Source organism: Mycobacterium sp. E740 (assembly GCF_001672895.1).
In the GTDB taxonomy this organism is placed as follows: Bacteria; Actinomycetota; Actinomycetes; order Mycobacteriales; family Mycobacteriaceae; genus Mycobacterium.
On sequence record NZ_LZKP01000051.1, the window covers coordinates 1 to 15,072 of the forward strand.

The 15,072-nt window shown below is 67.9% G+C and carries 16 protein-coding genes; 7 read left to right on the forward strand and 9 right to left on the reverse strand.

Annotation, left to right across the window (positions count from 1 at the left end; all coding sequences use genetic code 11):
- The 3 genes from glp to A5663_RS04780 all read right to left on the reverse strand — a co-directional run.
- Positions 1–1,000, reverse strand: a 1,000-nt coding sequence (glp, locus tag A5663_RS04770; protein WP_156744340.1) for a gephyrin-like molybdotransferase Glp, incomplete at its 3' end; no start/stop codon positions are given.
- Positions 1,000–1,911 carry an SDR family NAD(P)-dependent oxidoreductase gene (locus tag A5663_RS04775; RefSeq protein WP_068144650.1) on the reverse strand — a complete coding sequence of 304 codons (912 nt, stop codon included), beginning with the start codon at positions 1,909–1,911 and terminating at the stop codon, positions 1,000–1,002. The genes glp and A5663_RS04775, both read right to left, overlap by 1 nt.
- A 34-nt stretch (positions 1,912–1,945) precedes the next feature.
- Positions 1,946–3,343 (reverse strand): NAD(P)/FAD-dependent oxidoreductase, encoded by a 1,398-nt coding sequence (locus tag A5663_RS04780; protein ID WP_068144561.1) that lies wholly within the window; start codon positions 3,341–3,343, stop codon positions 1,946–1,948.
- Positions 3,344–3,506: 163 nt separating this feature from the next.
- Between A5663_RS04780 and A5663_RS04785 the strand changes: the two genes are divergently transcribed.
- Genes A5663_RS04785 through A5663_RS04795 form a run of 3 tightly spaced genes read left to right on the forward strand, consistent with a single transcriptional unit; the run spans position 3,507 to position 5,131 of the window.
- Entirely contained in the window at positions 3,507–4,322 is an 816-nt protein-coding gene (locus A5663_RS04785) for an HAD-IIA family hydrolase (RefSeq protein ID WP_068144563.1), read from the forward strand.
- A gap of 2 nt (positions 4,323–4,324) precedes the next feature.
- Positions 4,325–4,597, forward strand: a complete 273-nt coding sequence (locus A5663_RS04790; protein WP_231976681.1) for an addiction module protein — start codon at positions 4,325–4,327, stop codon at positions 4,595–4,597.
- Between the two features lie 36 nt (positions 4,598–4,633).
- Positions 4,634–5,131, forward strand: coding sequence for an SRPBCC domain-containing protein (locus tag A5663_RS04795; RefSeq protein WP_068144566.1), 498 nt, complete (start codon positions 4,634–4,636; stop codon positions 5,129–5,131).
- Here A5663_RS04795 and A5663_RS04800 read toward each other — a convergent pair.
- Positions 5,128–6,825: a DEAD/DEAH box helicase gene (locus tag A5663_RS04800; RefSeq protein WP_068144570.1), complete on the reverse strand. Its 1,698-nt coding sequence runs from the start codon at positions 6,823–6,825 to the stop codon at positions 5,128–5,130. The two genes, A5663_RS04795 and A5663_RS04800, sit on opposite strands and share 4 nt — an antisense overlap.
- An 82-nt stretch (positions 6,826–6,907) precedes the next feature.
- Positions 6,908–7,417 (reverse strand): cupin domain-containing protein, encoded by a 510-nt coding sequence (locus tag A5663_RS04805; RefSeq protein WP_068144573.1) that lies wholly within the window; start codon positions 7,415–7,417, stop codon positions 6,908–6,910.
- Between the two features lie 84 nt (positions 7,418–7,501).
- Here A5663_RS04805 and A5663_RS04810 point away from each other — a divergent pair, with 84 nt between their 5' ends.
- Together A5663_RS04810 and groL are read left to right on the forward strand one after the other, a co-directional pair.
- On the forward strand, positions 7,502–8,290 hold the full coding sequence (locus A5663_RS04810) for a polysaccharide deacetylase family protein (RefSeq protein WP_068144576.1): 789 nt from the start codon (positions 7,502–7,504) through the stop codon (positions 8,288–8,290).
- A 187-nt stretch (positions 8,291–8,477) separates the two neighbouring features.
- Entirely contained in the window at positions 8,478–10,100 is a 1,623-nt protein-coding gene (gene groL / locus A5663_RS04815; RefSeq protein WP_068144579.1) for a chaperonin GroEL, read from the forward strand.
- A gap of 107 nt (positions 10,101–10,207) precedes the next feature.
- On the opposite strand, the gene A5663_RS04820 is transcribed toward groL, so the two are convergent.
- Positions 10,208–11,038, reverse strand: a complete 831-nt coding sequence (locus A5663_RS04820; protein WP_068144583.1) for an endonuclease domain-containing protein — start codon at positions 11,036–11,038, stop codon at positions 10,208–10,210.
- A 100-nt stretch (positions 11,039–11,138) separates the two neighbouring features.
- Positions 11,139–11,513, reverse strand: coding sequence for a hypothetical protein (locus tag A5663_RS04825; protein ID WP_068144586.1), 375 nt, complete (start codon positions 11,511–11,513; stop codon positions 11,139–11,141).
- A gap of 42 nt (positions 11,514–11,555) precedes the next feature.
- On the opposite strand from A5663_RS04825, the gene A5663_RS04830 reads away from it, so the two are divergent.
- Positions 11,556–12,380 carry an SDR family oxidoreductase gene (locus A5663_RS04830; RefSeq protein ID WP_068144589.1) on the forward strand — a complete coding sequence of 275 codons (825 nt, stop codon included), beginning with the start codon at positions 11,556–11,558 and terminating at the stop codon, positions 12,378–12,380.
- Here A5663_RS04830 and A5663_RS04835 read toward each other — a convergent pair.
- Together A5663_RS04835 and A5663_RS04840 are read right to left on the reverse strand one after the other, a co-directional pair.
- Positions 12,372–12,923, reverse strand: coding sequence for a carboxymuconolactone decarboxylase family protein (locus A5663_RS04835; RefSeq protein WP_068144592.1), 552 nt, complete (start codon positions 12,921–12,923; stop codon positions 12,372–12,374). The genes A5663_RS04830 and A5663_RS04835 overlap by 9 nt on opposite strands.
- On the reverse strand, positions 12,920–14,644 hold the full coding sequence (locus A5663_RS04840) for an amidohydrolase family protein (protein ID WP_068144595.1): 1,725 nt from the start codon (positions 14,642–14,644) through the stop codon (positions 12,920–12,922). The genes A5663_RS04835 and A5663_RS04840 overlap by 4 nt, the downstream gene beginning before the upstream one ends.
- 22 nt (positions 14,645–14,666) lie before the next feature.
- Between A5663_RS04840 and A5663_RS04845 the strand changes: the two genes are divergently transcribed.
- On the forward strand, positions 14,667–15,056 hold the full coding sequence (locus A5663_RS04845) for a VOC family protein (protein ID WP_068144655.1): 390 nt from the start codon (positions 14,667–14,669) through the stop codon (positions 15,054–15,056).
- Positions 15,057–15,072: the final 16 nt, after the last annotated feature.

A 15,072-nucleotide genomic window follows, 5' to 3' on the forward strand; every position in this document is an offset into this window, starting at 1 on the left:
CGCCGTGCTGACCGAGGACGTCAACTCGCCGCGCGGCAAAAGGCAGTTCCGCCGCGGCGTGCTCGACGCGCGCGCGGATGAACACCTCGAACGACACCAGCGCGCTCACCGGATTGCCGGGCAGCGTGATGATCGGCGTGCCGTCCACAGTGCCACAGCCCTGCGGCATGCCCGGCTGCATGGCCACCTTGACGAAGTCCACCGACCCGGCGAGCGCGTCCTTGACGACCTCGTAGGCACCTGCGCTGACGCCGCCCGTCGTGATGATCAGATCGGCGTCACCGGTGTAGCGTGCCAGCGCTGCGCGGAACGAGTCGACGTCGTCGCCGGTCATCGGCGAGGCCACCACGTCGGCACCGGCATCGCGCAACGCCGCTGCGAGCATCACCGCGTTGGACTCGTAGATCTGCCCGGGCGCCAGGGGCGTGCCCGGTGCGACCAGCTCGGTTCCGGTGGACATCACCAGCACCCGCTGCCGTGGAATCACCGTCAGTTCGCCCAGACCCAGCGCGGCGGCCAGTCCCAGCGCCGCCGGTGTGATGACCTGCCCGGCACGCAGCACCGCGGTGCCGGCGGTGACGTCTTCGCCGGCGCGCCGGATGTGCTGGCCCTGTTTCGCGTCCGCGCGGATCTCGACAGTGTCGACGGCCCCGTTCGTCGCCTCGACCGGAACCACCGCCGTCGCACCGGCGGGCAGCATCGCACCGGTCATGATGCGGTGTGCCGTACGGGGTTTCAGCTTCAGCACGTCGGTGCGCCCGGCCGGGATGTCCTCGGCGACGGGCAGCCGGACCGGATGCTCGGGCGTCGCCCCCGCCACGTTCTCGGCGACGACGGCGTACCCATCCATCGCGGAGTTGTCGAAGCCGGGCAGCGACAACGGCGCGACGACGTCGGCAGCCAGCACATGGCCCAGCGCGTCGGCGATCGCCACGTTGACCGGCGCGCGGCGGCTGATCAGCCCGGCGACGACACGCTGATGCTCTTCGACGGTGCGCATCAGACGGGGTAGGTGACGCCGGTCAGCTCCTCGGACATGGTCCACAACCGGCGCTGAATGTCTTCGTCGTGCGATTGTGCGCTCGACGCAACGACTTTCGGGTTTCCCTTCAACTCACCGATGCCGCCGGGACCGTAGTAACGGCCACCCTGTACCGCGGGATCGGTGGCCGCGCGCAGCGTCGGCAGCGCGCCTTTCTCCGACGGCTGCGTGGCGAACTTCCATGTGAAGTCTGGAAGGAAGGCAGGGAGGTGACGCATCAGTTCGGTGTCCGAGAACCCGGGGTGCGCGGCCGCGGCGATCGTCGGCGCGCCGTTGGCTTCGAGGCGCCGCTGCAGTTCGTAGGTGAACAGCAGGTTCGCCAGCTTCGACTGACCATAGGCCTGCACCCGCTGATAACCGGTCTCGAAATGCGGGTCCTCGAAGCGGATTCGGGCCAAGATCCGGTGGCCGAAACTGCTGACGGTCACGACGCGTGAACCGGCGACCGGCAGCAGGTGGTCGAGCAGCAGACCGGTCAACGCGAAGTGGCCGAGATGGTTGGTGCCGAACTGCATCTCGAAACCGTCGGCGGTGGTCTCGCGGTTCGGCACATACATCACGCCGGCGTTGTTGATCAGCAGGTCGATGCGCGGGTGCGCGGCACGCAGCTCGTCGGCCGCACGGCGGACGCTGTCCAGCGACGACAGGTCGAGTTCGGCGAGCGTCACGGCGGCACCGGGGCTGGCCTTCTCGATGCGCTCGATGGCTTGCCTGCCCTTGTCCAGGTTGCGCACCGCCAGCACCACCTGAGCGCCTCTGGCTGCCAGCACGGCGGCGGTGTCGAAGCCCAGACCGCTGTTCGCGCCGGTGACGATTGCGGTCCGACCGGACTGGTCCGGCACGTCGGCCGCGGTCCACTTGCTGCCCATGAAGATCAACATACCGACGGGCTGTCCAACGCCATCAGGTGATCGACGTGGCCTCCGGGGTGGCCTGGTCGACCGGCGCCGGGTCGCGCCGATCGCGTGTCCGCTGCGTTCGCCACACCCGCCACATGAACGAGGGCGAAAACAGTTTCGCCGGTGGATCCACCATGCCGAGAACCCGCAGGAACCGCAGCATGACCGTCGCGTCCGTTTCGGACGCCGTCAGCACCCGCTCGAGGTAGGCGTTGCTCAGCCGCATCGACAGTGGCGCGGTTCCTTCGACTTCGGGCAACGCCAGGTCCGATCCGACAGCGCTCTGCCACGCGATGCGAATCGTCTTGGCGCTGGTTCGGAAGAAGCGTCGCGCCAGATCGTCATCACCGCGACGCAGGCAGTCTTGCAAGATGAGCGCCTCGACGGCGGCGACGGTCATGCCCTGCCCGTAGATGGGGTTGAAGCTGCAGACCGCATCGCCGAGCACGAGCAGCCCGTCAGGCAGTCGCCGCATCTTGTCGTAGCGGCGCCAGCGATTGGACGGCACCCGGTAATTCGTCACCGGGCCGAGCGGTTCGGCGTCCGCAAGCGCGGCCAGCACGTTTGCCGGCCCGAAATCGGCGGCGAACTCGAGCATCTCGACGGGCGTCTCCGGCGGCTGGTGCCCCGCTATGGCGCCGACCGCGAACATCGCCATGTCGTTTTCCTGGATCGCGGTCGCGAACATCTTGGGCCGGCCGGGCTCGGGCATGACCGCGACGAAGTTCTCCCTGAGGGCGCCCGGCTTGATCCGCACTGGCTGGCAGGCATACGCGAACTGCACCATCACCTCGTCCTCCACCGGACGGCCATAGCCCAGCCGCTCGAGAAAAACCGGTGTGCGCGAACCACGTCCGGTTGCGTCGACGACGAGGTCGGCGACCAGCGTCCGGGTGTCCCGGCTGTCGCGGTCGACCACGTCGACGCCGCTCACCCGACGGCGGTCAGCGGTCGCAGACATGCAGACCACGTCGTGCCGTTCGATGATCGTCACGTTCGAGACGTCGCGCACGCGCCGCAGCACATGCCAGTCCAAGAACGGCCGGCTCTGAAAGTAGAAGGGCCACGCGTCGGGAGACGGGCATCGGCCCGACTGCACGAGCCGATGGCCGCCGAGCAGGAAACTCATCTTGGAGTAGTCGCCGTCCCACCTGATGGCGCCGTCGGCAACGAGTTCATCGAGAATGCCGGGCAACAACTCTTCGAGAGCCTGCGCCCCGCGCGCGAGCAGGGCGTGTATCAGCCTGCCCTGCGGAACTCCGCGCCGGGACACGGGTTCGCTGGGCAGCGCATCGCGCTCGACGACAGTGACGCTCTGGTAGCTCTCGGAGAGAACCCTGGCGGCGAGCAGTCCCGCCATGCTCGCGCCGAGAACCACCGCATGCTCGCCTACGACTGGCATCGCCCGCCCCTCACTCCGAGATACATGGCCGTATCGGCCCTGGCAAGGGACAGTTTCGGGCCGCCGGCGAGGGCGCACTAGCGTAGGGGACTACTCCAATTCGGCGGGCCCGCACGATCGGTGCACGATTTGCGTTGACGCGTCCGCCGTTTACTGTCGGGCCATGGCGATCGGTGGAGTGCTGTTCGACATCGACGGCGTGTTGGTGACGTCGTGGCGGCCGATCGCCGGGGCAGCCGAAACCGTGCAGGCGTTGACCGGCAACCAGATTGCGTGTGCTTACCTGACCAACACGACGACGCGCACGCGTGTGCAGATCGCCGAGTTGCTCACCGAGGCCGGGATGCGGGTGCGGCCCGACGAGGTGATCACCGCTGCGGTGCTGACCGCGCAGTACGTCCGCGACACCTATCCCGACGCGCGCTGCTTCCTGGTCAACAGCGGGCACATCGCCGAGGACATGCCCGGCATCGACATCGTGTCCTCCGACGAGTTCAGCGGACCCCTCGCCCCGGACGCGCCGGACGTCGTGCTGCTGGGGGGCGCCGGCCCGGAGTACAGCCACCTCACCCTGTCGTGGGTCTACGACTGGATGGCTCAGGGTGTCCCCGTGGTCGCGATGCACCGGAGCGCGGCATGGACGACGGCCGACGGCTTGCGCATCGACACCGGCATGTACCTGATCGGGATGGAGGAGACGTCCGGACGTAAGGCCACCGCGGTCGGCAAGCCCGCGCCCGAGGGATTCCTCGCGGCCGCAAGCCGGCTCGGTGTCGAGCCCGACGAGATGTACATGATCGGTGACGACCTCAACAACGACGTGCTCGCCGCTCAGGTCGTCGGCATGACGGGCGTGCTCGTGCGCACCGGTAAATTCCGTCAGGACACTTTGGACCGTTGGGCCGCAGACGAATTCGCGATGCAGCCGAACCATGTGATCGATTCCGTCGCCGCCCTGCCCGAGTTGCTCGGGCTCTAGGAATGTCGATGTGGCAACGGGTGCAACAGCTGCTGGCGCAGCGGGGCATCAACACCTACCTCGAACTCGTCCTGTGGATCGCGTTGGTGTACACGGTCTTCGGCGTCGGGTACGCGATGTTCCACATCGAGTTGATCGGCCAGCTGGAGGCCGCGCTGTCCGGCGACTTCACGATCTTCGCCAACATCGCGGCGCTGGCCGTCGCGGTCGGGCTGTGGCCGCTGCTGTTGGGCAGTTCGCTGGCGTGCGGGGTGGCCGGCTGCGGGGTTTTCTAGCGATGAGTTCTGGCGGTGCCCACAGTCTGTACGAGTATGGCTGAACAACGCATAGCAGCGACCACAACTGTCAACGCTCCGATCGAGACCGTGTTCGACGTGCTCGCCGACCCGTCGACGCATCAGGCGATCGACGGCACCGGATGGGTTCGCGAACCGCTCGACCGTGAACCCCTCACCGAGACCGGTCAGATCTTCCGGATGGGCATGTACCACGACAACCATCCCGAGAAGGAGTACGAGATGGCCAACCGGGTCGAGGTGCTCGACCCGCCGCGCGCGATCGCGTGGCAGCCGGGTCAGGGTCCCGAACAGCGGGGACATCTGATGAACAGCTCGGAACTGGAGTTCGGCGGCTGGATATGGCGCTACGACCTCGAATCCCATGGGGCGGACCGGACTGCGGTCACGCTGACCTACGACTGGTCGGGGGTGCCTGCGCATCTTCGCGACATCGAGTTTCCGCCGTTCGAGCCGCAGCACCTCGACAACTCGCTGAAGAACCTCGCGGCGCTCGCCGAGGCGCGCGCTTAGGCCTGCAGCCCGCGCACCGCTTCGATCCGCGCGCGGAGCTGATCGGTGGTGGCCGCCGCGACCGCCGGCCCGCCGCAGATCCGGCGCAGCTCCTTGTGAATCCAGCCGTGCGGTTTACCGGTCCGGTGGTGGGCGATCGACACCAGCGTGTTGAGCTCCTTGCGTAGCTCGCGCAGCTGGCTGTGCGTGGACACCCGGGGCGCCTCGCCGGAAGCGGTCTGTCGGGTCAGCTGCTCTTCCTGCCTGCGCCGCAACAGGTCTCGCATCTGGTCGGCGTCGAGCAGGCCGGGGATGCCGAGGTAGTCGGCCTCGTCCTCGCTGCCGACCGCCGCCGCGGTGCCGAACGAGGAGCCGTCGAAGATCACCTGGTCGAGTTCGGCGTCGGCGCCCAGCATCTCGAAGCCGTTGTCGAGCTCGCCCGCTTCGTCCTTCTTCTTGTTGGCCTCCTCGAGGGCGGCGTCGTCCCACTCGCCTTGCGGCTCGCGGTGCGGCTTGCCCAGCACGTGGTCGCGCTGCGCCTCCATCTCGCTGGCCAGGTCGAGCAGCGCCGGCACCGACGGCAGGAAGATGCTGGCGGTCTCGCCGGGCCGCCGCAAGCGCACGTAGCGGCCGATCGCCTGGGCGAAGAACAACGGGGTCGACGCGCTGGTCGCATACACCCCGACAGCCAGTCGCGGCACGTCGACACCCTCGGAGACCATGCGCACCGCGACCAGCCAGCGGCTGTTGCCCGCCGCGTACTCGGCGATGCGGTCCGAGGACCCAGGGTCGTCGGAGAGCACGAGCGTCGGCGCCTGTCCGGTCAGCGTCGTGAGCACGTTCGCGTAGGCGCGCGCCGCCTTCTGGTCGGATGCGATCACCATCGCCCCCGCGTCCGGAACGCCGCCGGTGCGCAACTGGGTGAGCCGGGTGTCGGCGGCTTGCAGCACCGCGGGGATCCACTCGCCGCTCGGGTCGAGCACCGTGCGCCACGCGCGTGCGGTCTGCTCAGGGCTGAGCGGTTCACCGAGGCGCGCGGAGTGCTCCTCTCCCGCGCTCGTGCGCCAGCGCGCCTCGCCCGAGTAGGCCATGAACACGACGGGCCGCACCACGCCGTCGGCGAGCGCGTCGGAGTAGCCGTAGGTGTGGTCGGCACGCGAACGCAGCACTCCGTTGCCGTCGGGTTCATAGCTGACGAAGGGGATCGGGCTGTCGTCGCTGCGGAACGGCGTGCCGGTCAGCGAAAGCCTGCGGGTGGCGTCGGCGAAGGCCTCGCGCATCGCTTCACCCCAACTCTTGGCGTCGCCGCCGTGGTGGATCTCGTCGAAGATGACCAACGTTCGGTAGTTCTCGGTGCGCACGCGGTGCCGGGTCGGGTGACTGGCAACCTGGGCGTAGGTGACGACGACGCCGTGGTACTCCGCGGAGGTGTGTGCCGCGCTGTTGGAGAACTTCGGATCCAGCGCGATGCCCGATCGGGCGCCGGCCAGCGCCCACTGGCTCTTGAGGTGCTCGGTCGGCACGACGACGGTGATGCGCTCCACCGTCCCGTCGGCGAGCAGCTCGCCGGCTACGCGCAGGGCAAACTGCGTCTTACCTGCGCCCGGCGTCGCGACAGCAAGGAAATCGCGCGGTCTGGCGCCAAGATACCGCACCAATGCCCGACGCTGCCAGCCTCGCAAAGCCTGGGTGTCGGGCGCTGCTTCTGCCCGCACCCAGAGACTCCTCACTGATCGGACAGCAGCCTAGCGCAACGGATTACGGCGATGCACGTTCTGGAGCGTGTCGTCCGGTGTGTCACTCCACGAAGTAGTTGTCGTGCTTGACGAACCACTGGTGGCGCTCTTCGTCGGTGAGCTCACCCAGTTGGCTGAACCCCTCGAAGTAGGCCTCGCGCGGAGCTGCCGGAGCAAACAGCATCAGCAACGACGTCGGCTCGTCGGACTCGTTGCGAAATCCGTGGATGCCACCGGGCGGCACGTAGAGGAAGTCGTTCGGGTTTCCGTCGATCCAGTCTTTGCCGTCGTAGAGCCGGACCGTTCCGGACAAGACGAAGAACGCCTCCGAGATGGCCCGGTGGAAATGCGGCCCCGGACCGCCGCCCTTCGGCGCGATCTCCACGCGGTAGAGCCCGTAGTCGCCGTCGGTGGCCTGCTGGTTGGCGAGGTAGTGGTACTTCACCAGACCGAACGAGTCGTAGTCCGCGGGTTCGGTGGAGCGCCGTAACCAGGCACTGACTTGCGGCTCGTCCTCGGTGTAGCGCGCCGGCGGGTAAGGCGGCACGTTGCGGGGATCCCACAGTGACATCAGCGCCAGCTTGCCACAGGATTCGCATCGAGGAGGCAGCCGCCTCACGGCGGGAATCCAGGAATCCGCCCTAGCCTGCCGCGTGTGATCAGCAGGCGGATGTTCCTGGCCGCAACTGCTGGTTCGGTTGCGGCCGTCAGCGTCCGCGCCTTCATCGCGACCGCGGCGCCGCCCATCCCGGACCCGGCGGTGGTGGCCGTCCAGAACGCTGCGCGCAAACCTACGGGATGGGGGACGACGCTGCCGGGCATCGCGACGACGTTCGCGCCGATCGGCAAGCAACTCGCGCTGACGTTCGACGCGTGCGACGGCAGATGCGACGACAAACTCATCGACACGCTGCGGCGCAACAGCGTGCCCGCAGCGTTGTTCTTCTGCGCGAAATGGATCGACGCCAACCCGGGACGCGCCGCCGCGATCGCGGCCGATCCGCTGTTCGAGATCGGCAACCACGGCACCCGCCATATGCCGCTGTCGGTGACCGGGCGTACCGCATATGGAATCGCCGGCACCCGGTCGGCGAAGGAGGTGGTCGACGAGGTGTGGAACAACCACGAGAAGCTCGCCGCACTCACCGGCCGGGCCCCGACGTATTTCCGGCCCGGCACCGCCTACTACGACGACGTCGCGGTCGAGATCGTCCGCGACTTGGGGCAACAACCACTGGGGTTCTCGGTGAACGGTGACAAGGGCGCCACTGCGTCGGCGGCGTCCGTGCGGTCGACCGTCACCGGTGCTGCGCCGGGCTCGATCGTGATCGCCCACATGAACCATCCCGAGTCGGGCACCGGCGCCGGGATGGCCGACGCGATCACCGCGCTGAAAGCGGCGGGCTGGGAGTTCGTGTCCCTTCGCGATCGTGCTGTGCAGTGAATCGGCCCAACCTTGCACTCTCCCTGGTCGAGTGCTAAGAATGGCAATTGGCACTCGCGACCAGTGAGTGCTAGGTCGGGACGGTGAGGCCACGGGCCGCATCTGCGGAGCACACCCGAGCCGTCCGTCGCGGGCACTGCACCCGACCGACAAGACGTGCATCCCCAATCCGGAGGAACACTTCGCAATGGCCAAGACAATTGCGTATGACGAAGAGGCCCGCCGGGGCCTCGAGCGGGGCCTGAACAGCCTCGCCGACGCGGTAAAGGTCACGTTGGGCCCCAAGGGTCGCAACGTGGTCCTGGAGAAGAAGTGGGGCGCCCCCACGATCACCAACGATGGCGTGTCCATCGCCAAGGAGATCGAGCTGGAGGACCCGTACGAGAAGATCGGCGCCGAGCTGGTCAAGGAAGTCGCCAAGAAGACCGACGACGTCGCCGGCGACGGCACCACCACCGCCACCGTGCTGGCCCAGGCGCTCGTGCGCGAGGGGCTGCGCAACGTCGCGGCCGGTGCCAACCCGATGGCCCTCAAGCGCGGCATCGAGAAGGCCGTCGAGAAGGTCACCGAGACGCTGCTGAAGTCGGCCAAGGAGGTCGAGACCAAGGAGCAGATCGCTGCCACGGCCGCGATCTCGGCCGCCGACACCCAGATCGGTGAGCTGATCGCCGAGGCGATGGACAAGGTCGGCAACGAGGGCGTCATCACGGTCGAGGAGTCCAACACCTTCGGCCTGCAGCTCGAGCTGACCGAGGGCATGCGCTTCGACAAGGGCTACATCTCGGGTTACTTCGTCACCGACGCCGAGCGTCAGGAAGCGGTCCTCGAGGACCCGTACATCCTGCTCGTGTCGTCGAAGGTGTCGACGGTCAAGGATCTGCTGCCGCTGCTGGAGAAGGTCATCCAGTCCGGCAAGCCGCTGCTGATCATCGCCGAGGACGTCGAGGGCGAGGCTTTGAGCACCCTGGTCGTCAACAAGATCCGCGGCACCTTCAAGTCCGTCGCCGTCAAGGCCCCGGGCTTCGGTGACCGCCGCAAGGCGATGCTGCAGGACATGGCCATCCTCACCGGTGGTCAGGTCATCAGCGAAGAGGTCGGCCTTTCGCTCGAGACCGCCGACGTCTCGCTGCTGGGCAAGGCGCGCAAGGTCGTCGTCACCAAGGACGAGACCACCATCGTCGAGGGTGCCGGTGACTCCGACGCCATCGCCGGTCGCGTGGCCCAGATCCGCGCCGAGATCGAGAACAGCGACAGCGACTACGACCGCGAGAAGCTGCAGGAGCGGCTGGCCAAGCTGGCCGGCGGTGTTGCGGTGATCAAGGCCGGCGCTGCCACCGAGGTCGAGCTCAAGGAGCGCAAGCACCGTATCGAGGACGCGGTCCGCAACGCCAAGGCTGCGGTCGAGGAGGGCATCGTCAGCGGTGGCGGTGTCGCGCTGCTGCAGGCCGCCCCGGCACTCGAGGAGCTCAAGCTCGACGGTGACGAGGCGACCGGTGCCAACATCGTGCGCGTCGCGCTGTCGGCTCCGCTCAAGCAGATCGCCCTCAACGGTGGGCTGGAACCGGGCGTCGTGGCCGAGAAGGTCGCCAACTCCCCGGCCGGCACGGGCCTGAACGCCGCCACCGGCGAGTACGAGGACCTGCTCAAGGCCGGCGTCGCCGACCCGGTGAAGGTGACGCGTTCGGCGCTGCAGAACGCGGCGTCCATCGCGGCGCTGTTCCTGACCACCGAGGCCGTCGTCGCCGACAAGCCGGAGAAGGCGGCCGCCCCGGCCGACCCGACCGGCGGCATGGGCGGCATGGACTTCTAGTCCCTTCGCGAAAGAGCCCGGCTCCTCAAGGGGGCCGGGCTTTTTCGTGCGCTGACACAATGTCGTGCTGAGAGCGCCGCCGCGCCTATATATCCACGGCAACGCTCTCAGGCCGACGTTGTGATCGGGCCTCGATGTGCCCGTCTCCGGATGACCGATCGAATGTCGGCGAACACCACATCCCAGCGATGCACAACGTCCTCATAGGTCAGCCGGATCACCAGAAACCCCAGCCCGGTCGCGACTCTGTCCCGGGTGCGGTCGACTTGGTACTTGCCCAGGTGGTGCTCGCGACTGTCGGCTTCGATGATGAGTCGATTGCCTACAAGGAAGTCGACGCGCCCCACGCCTGGAATCACCACTTGAGTTCGCAGGTGGATTCCGGCGGCCCGCAGTCGCAGTCTGATCATCGTCTCCGTACCCGACTCGCTTTTGGGGTCACACCGCTGGGCGAGGTCCAGACGGGCAAACCGGGACGCTGCCACGATGGATCTCGCGTCAGCCATCTCGATCATCCGCTTGTTCATCATCGAGTCCAGCACGACGACCAGCCCCTCCGCGTCGAGACAGTTCGCCGCGGACGCCGCCGCAGTTTCTATCGGATCGACCGCACCGGCGATCGGTGGATCCAGCCGGTACGGGTGGCAGGATCGAACTCCGGGATGCGACTGGCGTGCTCGCTCGGAGTAGCGGATGTGCAATCCGGAATCCGGAACCCAGACACCGCGTAAGAGCAACGCCGACACGCAACTGAGGACACCGCCGGTCGAAACGGCGCGGACGACGCGAGGATTGGCGGACGGACTGGCGTACCAACCCCGCCGCACCGAGAGCCAACCCTGTTTCTTGATCTGCGATGGTGACCATCCCGCCGTGCGCAACTGCGCCGCGGACGCGACCCCGCCATTCGCCGCCAGGATGCGGTCGATCGCTCCCACCGTTCCATCGCAGCCGACAACCGTGGTGGTCGAAAGGACGCGCGTCCCAACCTGTGGATAACCGGGTCGGCAGTATTGGGCTCGGTGCCGACGGGTCTGATCACTTTTTGAGCGGCACGCAGTCGTGCAGGCAGTCGGGGCTCGTCGCGGCGGAATCCGACGTGGCCTTGCGGTGCAGGACCGCCCGTGTGGGCTCGACCGTCAACGTGTCACCCGAGCTGTGCGCGCGGCCGTCGACGATCAGCGAGTATCCGTCAACCGAGCGCGGCGGCCAGACGAGCGTGACGTCGGCATGCCGGGCAGTGTTCTCGCGGGTGTGCCTGCCGACGGTGCCGACGTCCAGGCGCCCGTCGCGGAACACCGGCTCGACGAAGACGGTGTGTGCGCGATAGTCGTCGCCGACGGACACCAGATAGGCGAACGCGAAGTCGTCCAGCTTGTCGGCGAGTTGGTCGATATCCACCTTCACGCTCATGAGCCGAGAATACGTCGGACCGGTGAAGCGTTAGGTTCATGTATGCCACTGCCTCCGCCGTCACCGACCACCACCGCCGTCGTCACGGGTGCCTCCTCGGGCATCGGTGCCGACATCGCCCGCGAACTGGCCGCCCGCGGCCACGGCGTCACGCTCGTCGCCCGCCGCGAAGACCGGCTACGCGACCTCGCCGCCGAACTCGGCAGAACCGTGCGGGCCGAGACCATCGCGTGCGACGTCGTGGACCCCGACGCACGCGCCCGCCTGTTCGACGAGATCGCCGACCGCGGTCTCACCGTCGACATCCTCGTCAACAACGCCGGCATCGGCACACTCGGCTGGATAGCGAAAGCGGAAGTCGCCGACGAGATCGCGCAGGTGCGCGTCAACGTCGAGGCGGTCATCGACCTGACCACCCGCGCGGTGCGGCAGATGGTGCCGCGCGGCCGCGGCGCGATCCTCAACGTTGGGTCGACCGCGGGCTTCCACCCGTTTCCCGGACAGTCCGGCTATGCCGGGACCAAGGCCTTCGTCAAGGCGTACACCGAAGGCGTGCGCGCCGAGCTCGCGGGGACGGGTGTCACTGTCGCAATGCTCGCACCCGGACCGGTGCGCACGGAGTTCCTGCAGTCCGCCGGCATGGACGAGCGCAAGTTCGCGTCGGCATTCCCGAAGTTCATGTGGATGCCCTCGCGTGACGTCGCCCGGGTCGGCGTCGAGGCGCTGGAGAACGACAAGGGCACGGTGATCGCGGGCCTGCCCAGCCGACTCAGTACCCGTCTGCTGCAAGTGCTCCCGCGCCAGGTGGTGCTCAAGACGCTGGCCGGTCAGCATCCCGCGTTGCGACGCGACCGGGTGTCACGCTGACGGCCAACGCCGCATCCAACCTTCGACTGGCAGCGCCATCCCGTTGCACAGCGTGCAGATGGTGCGATACCAGCCGACCGCGACCAGCAACTCCATCCGCTGTTCGTCATCGAGGTTGTCGCCCAACGCTTTCCACGTTTCGTCCGACCACGAACCGGTGCGCTCGAGCTCGTCGACAGCGGCGATCAGCACCCGCTCGAAGGGACTCCAGCCGGGATCCGCTCCGGTGACCAGGGCGTCGCACTCGTCGTCACTGACGCCGGCGATCGGACCCCAGAAGGCGGCCTGGCCGCCCCACTCGTACTCGCACCGCACCAGGGCGCAGAGCCGCAGGATCGCGATGGTGCGTAGCCGGGCAGGCAGGCGGGCGTCGACGTAGAGCGATTCGCCCAGTTTCCGCAGTCGCGCAGCAAGATTCGGGTGTCGTTGCAGACAGCGCACCAGCAGCAGCGGCTCGTAGGTGCGGTCGGGATGGCCCCAACCGTTGATGCCTGCGGCGTCCTCGTCGCTGTACGGCGCAGCCAGCGGTGCGACGCGCGTCATACCGCGGGAGCGGGTTGGCGGCCCCGGATCAGCCTGCCGGGACGTGCCGCCGTGGGTGTGCCGTTCTCTGCGATGACCTCGCCCGATACGACGGTCGCGACGTATCCGTCGGCGCTCTGGTCCAGGCGGCGCCCGCCCGCGGGCAGGTCGTGGGTGATGACGGGTTTGCGCAACCGCAGCGCGGAGTGGTCGATGACGTTGAGATCGGCCTTGTAGCCCACCGCGATTCGCCCGCGGTCGGCGAGTCCGGCGACCCGGGCGGGCACCGACGTCAGCTCTCGCACGGTCTCGGCCACCGAGAGCCGGCCGGCTGCGCGGTCCCGCGACCAGTGCGTCAGCATGTACGTGGGAAAGCTTGCGTCGCAGATCATTCCGTAATGAGCCCCGCCGTCGCCGAGACCGAGTACGACGTCGTCGCGGCGGATCAACTCCGCGACGGTGTCGAGGGTGCCGTCGCGGAAGTTGGCCAGCGTCACCAGCAGGATGGCGTGACCGTCGTCGTCCAGCAGTCGGTCGTAGGCCTCCTCCAACGGGCTGACGCCGCGCCCGCGGGCGCGGCTGGCGATGCTGTCGGTGCGCGGCGGCTCGTAGTTCGGCGGGTCGCCCAGCGGGAACATCCACTCGAACGCCTGCGCGGCGAACATCAGCGGATGCCCTTCGCCCGCTGGCTTGTCCGACAGAATCCGTTGACGCACTTCTGGTTTGCGCATCTCGGCGACACGCTCGGCCAGCGGCAGGCGGGCCAGCTCCTGGTAGCTCGGGTACATCACGAACGGGTTGCCGGACAGTTCGAGGCCGAGCACCAGGCCGATCGGCCGGGGGAAGATCTGCGCGGTGATCTCGCCGCCGTCGATGTTGGCCTTCTCGACCATCGTCAGCGCGTCGAGGAAGAACGGCTCGCCGGCGTTGCCGATCGCCAACGTGAACGTCACCGGCAGACCGACCTGGGCGGCCACGTCGAACACCGTCTGCAGGACCGGCTCGTAGTCACCGGCGACGAGGTCGGGCACGAACTGGATCAGGCCACCGCCGGCGTCGTCGACGCCGAGTGCGATCGCCTCGATCTCGGCGCGGTCGGCGTCGTAGCTCGGAATCGGGTGGCCGCTTTCGGTCTTGTGCAGCGTGAACCGTGACGAGGCGAAGCCGAGCGCACCGGCCTGCACCGCTTCGGCCGCCAGCTTGCGCATCATCGCGAGGTCCTCGGCGGTGGCCGGTTCCCGGTCGACACCGCGCCGACCCATCACGTACACCCGCAGCGGCGAATGCGGCAGCAGCGCGGCGACGTCGATGTCGCGGTGCCGCGCCTCCACCGCGTCGAGGAACTCGGGAAACGTCTCCCAGTGCCACGGCAAGCCGTCGACCATCACCACGCCGGGGATGTCCTCGACGCCGGCCATGACGTCGACCAGCACGTCGTGGTCCTCCGGGCGGCACGGCGCGAAACCGACTCCGCAGTTGCCCATCACGACGGTGGTGACGCCGTGCGCCGACGAGGGCGTGAGCCGGTCGGACCAGATGGCCTGACCGTCGTAATGGGTGTGCAGGTCGACGAACCCCGGCGTGACGAGCAGTCCGGTCGCGTCGATCTCATGTGCGCCGGGCTCGTCCACCGTCCCCACCGCGGCGATCACCCCGGCTGAGACGGCCACATCGCCGACGTAGGGTTCACCGCCGAGGCCGTCGACGATGGTGCCGCCCCGGATGACGAGTTCGTATGTCATCACTCGAATCTACGATGAGCCCGTGATCGATCACCTTGGAATCAACTGTGCGGACTGGGAGAAATCGAAGGCGTTCTACGACAAGGTCCTGGGCGTCCTTGGTTACACGCGCCAGAAGGACTTCCAGGTCGCCATCGGCTACGGCAGGGACGGCAAGCCCGACTTCTGGATCGGCGACAAAAACGCCGGAGACGCAACGGGCCCCAATCGGGAGGTGCACGTGGCTTTCCAGGCCGCCAGCACCGACGCCGTGCAAGCCTTCTACGACGCCGCGCTCGAGACCGGTGCCGAGTCGCTGCACGCGCCGCGTCTGTGGCCGCAGTACCACCCCGGCTACTACGGCGCCTTCGTGCGTGATCCGGACGGCAACAACGTCGAAGCGGTGTTCCACGGCGCGCGACCGCAGGGCTGACGTCGTACCGTCGAGA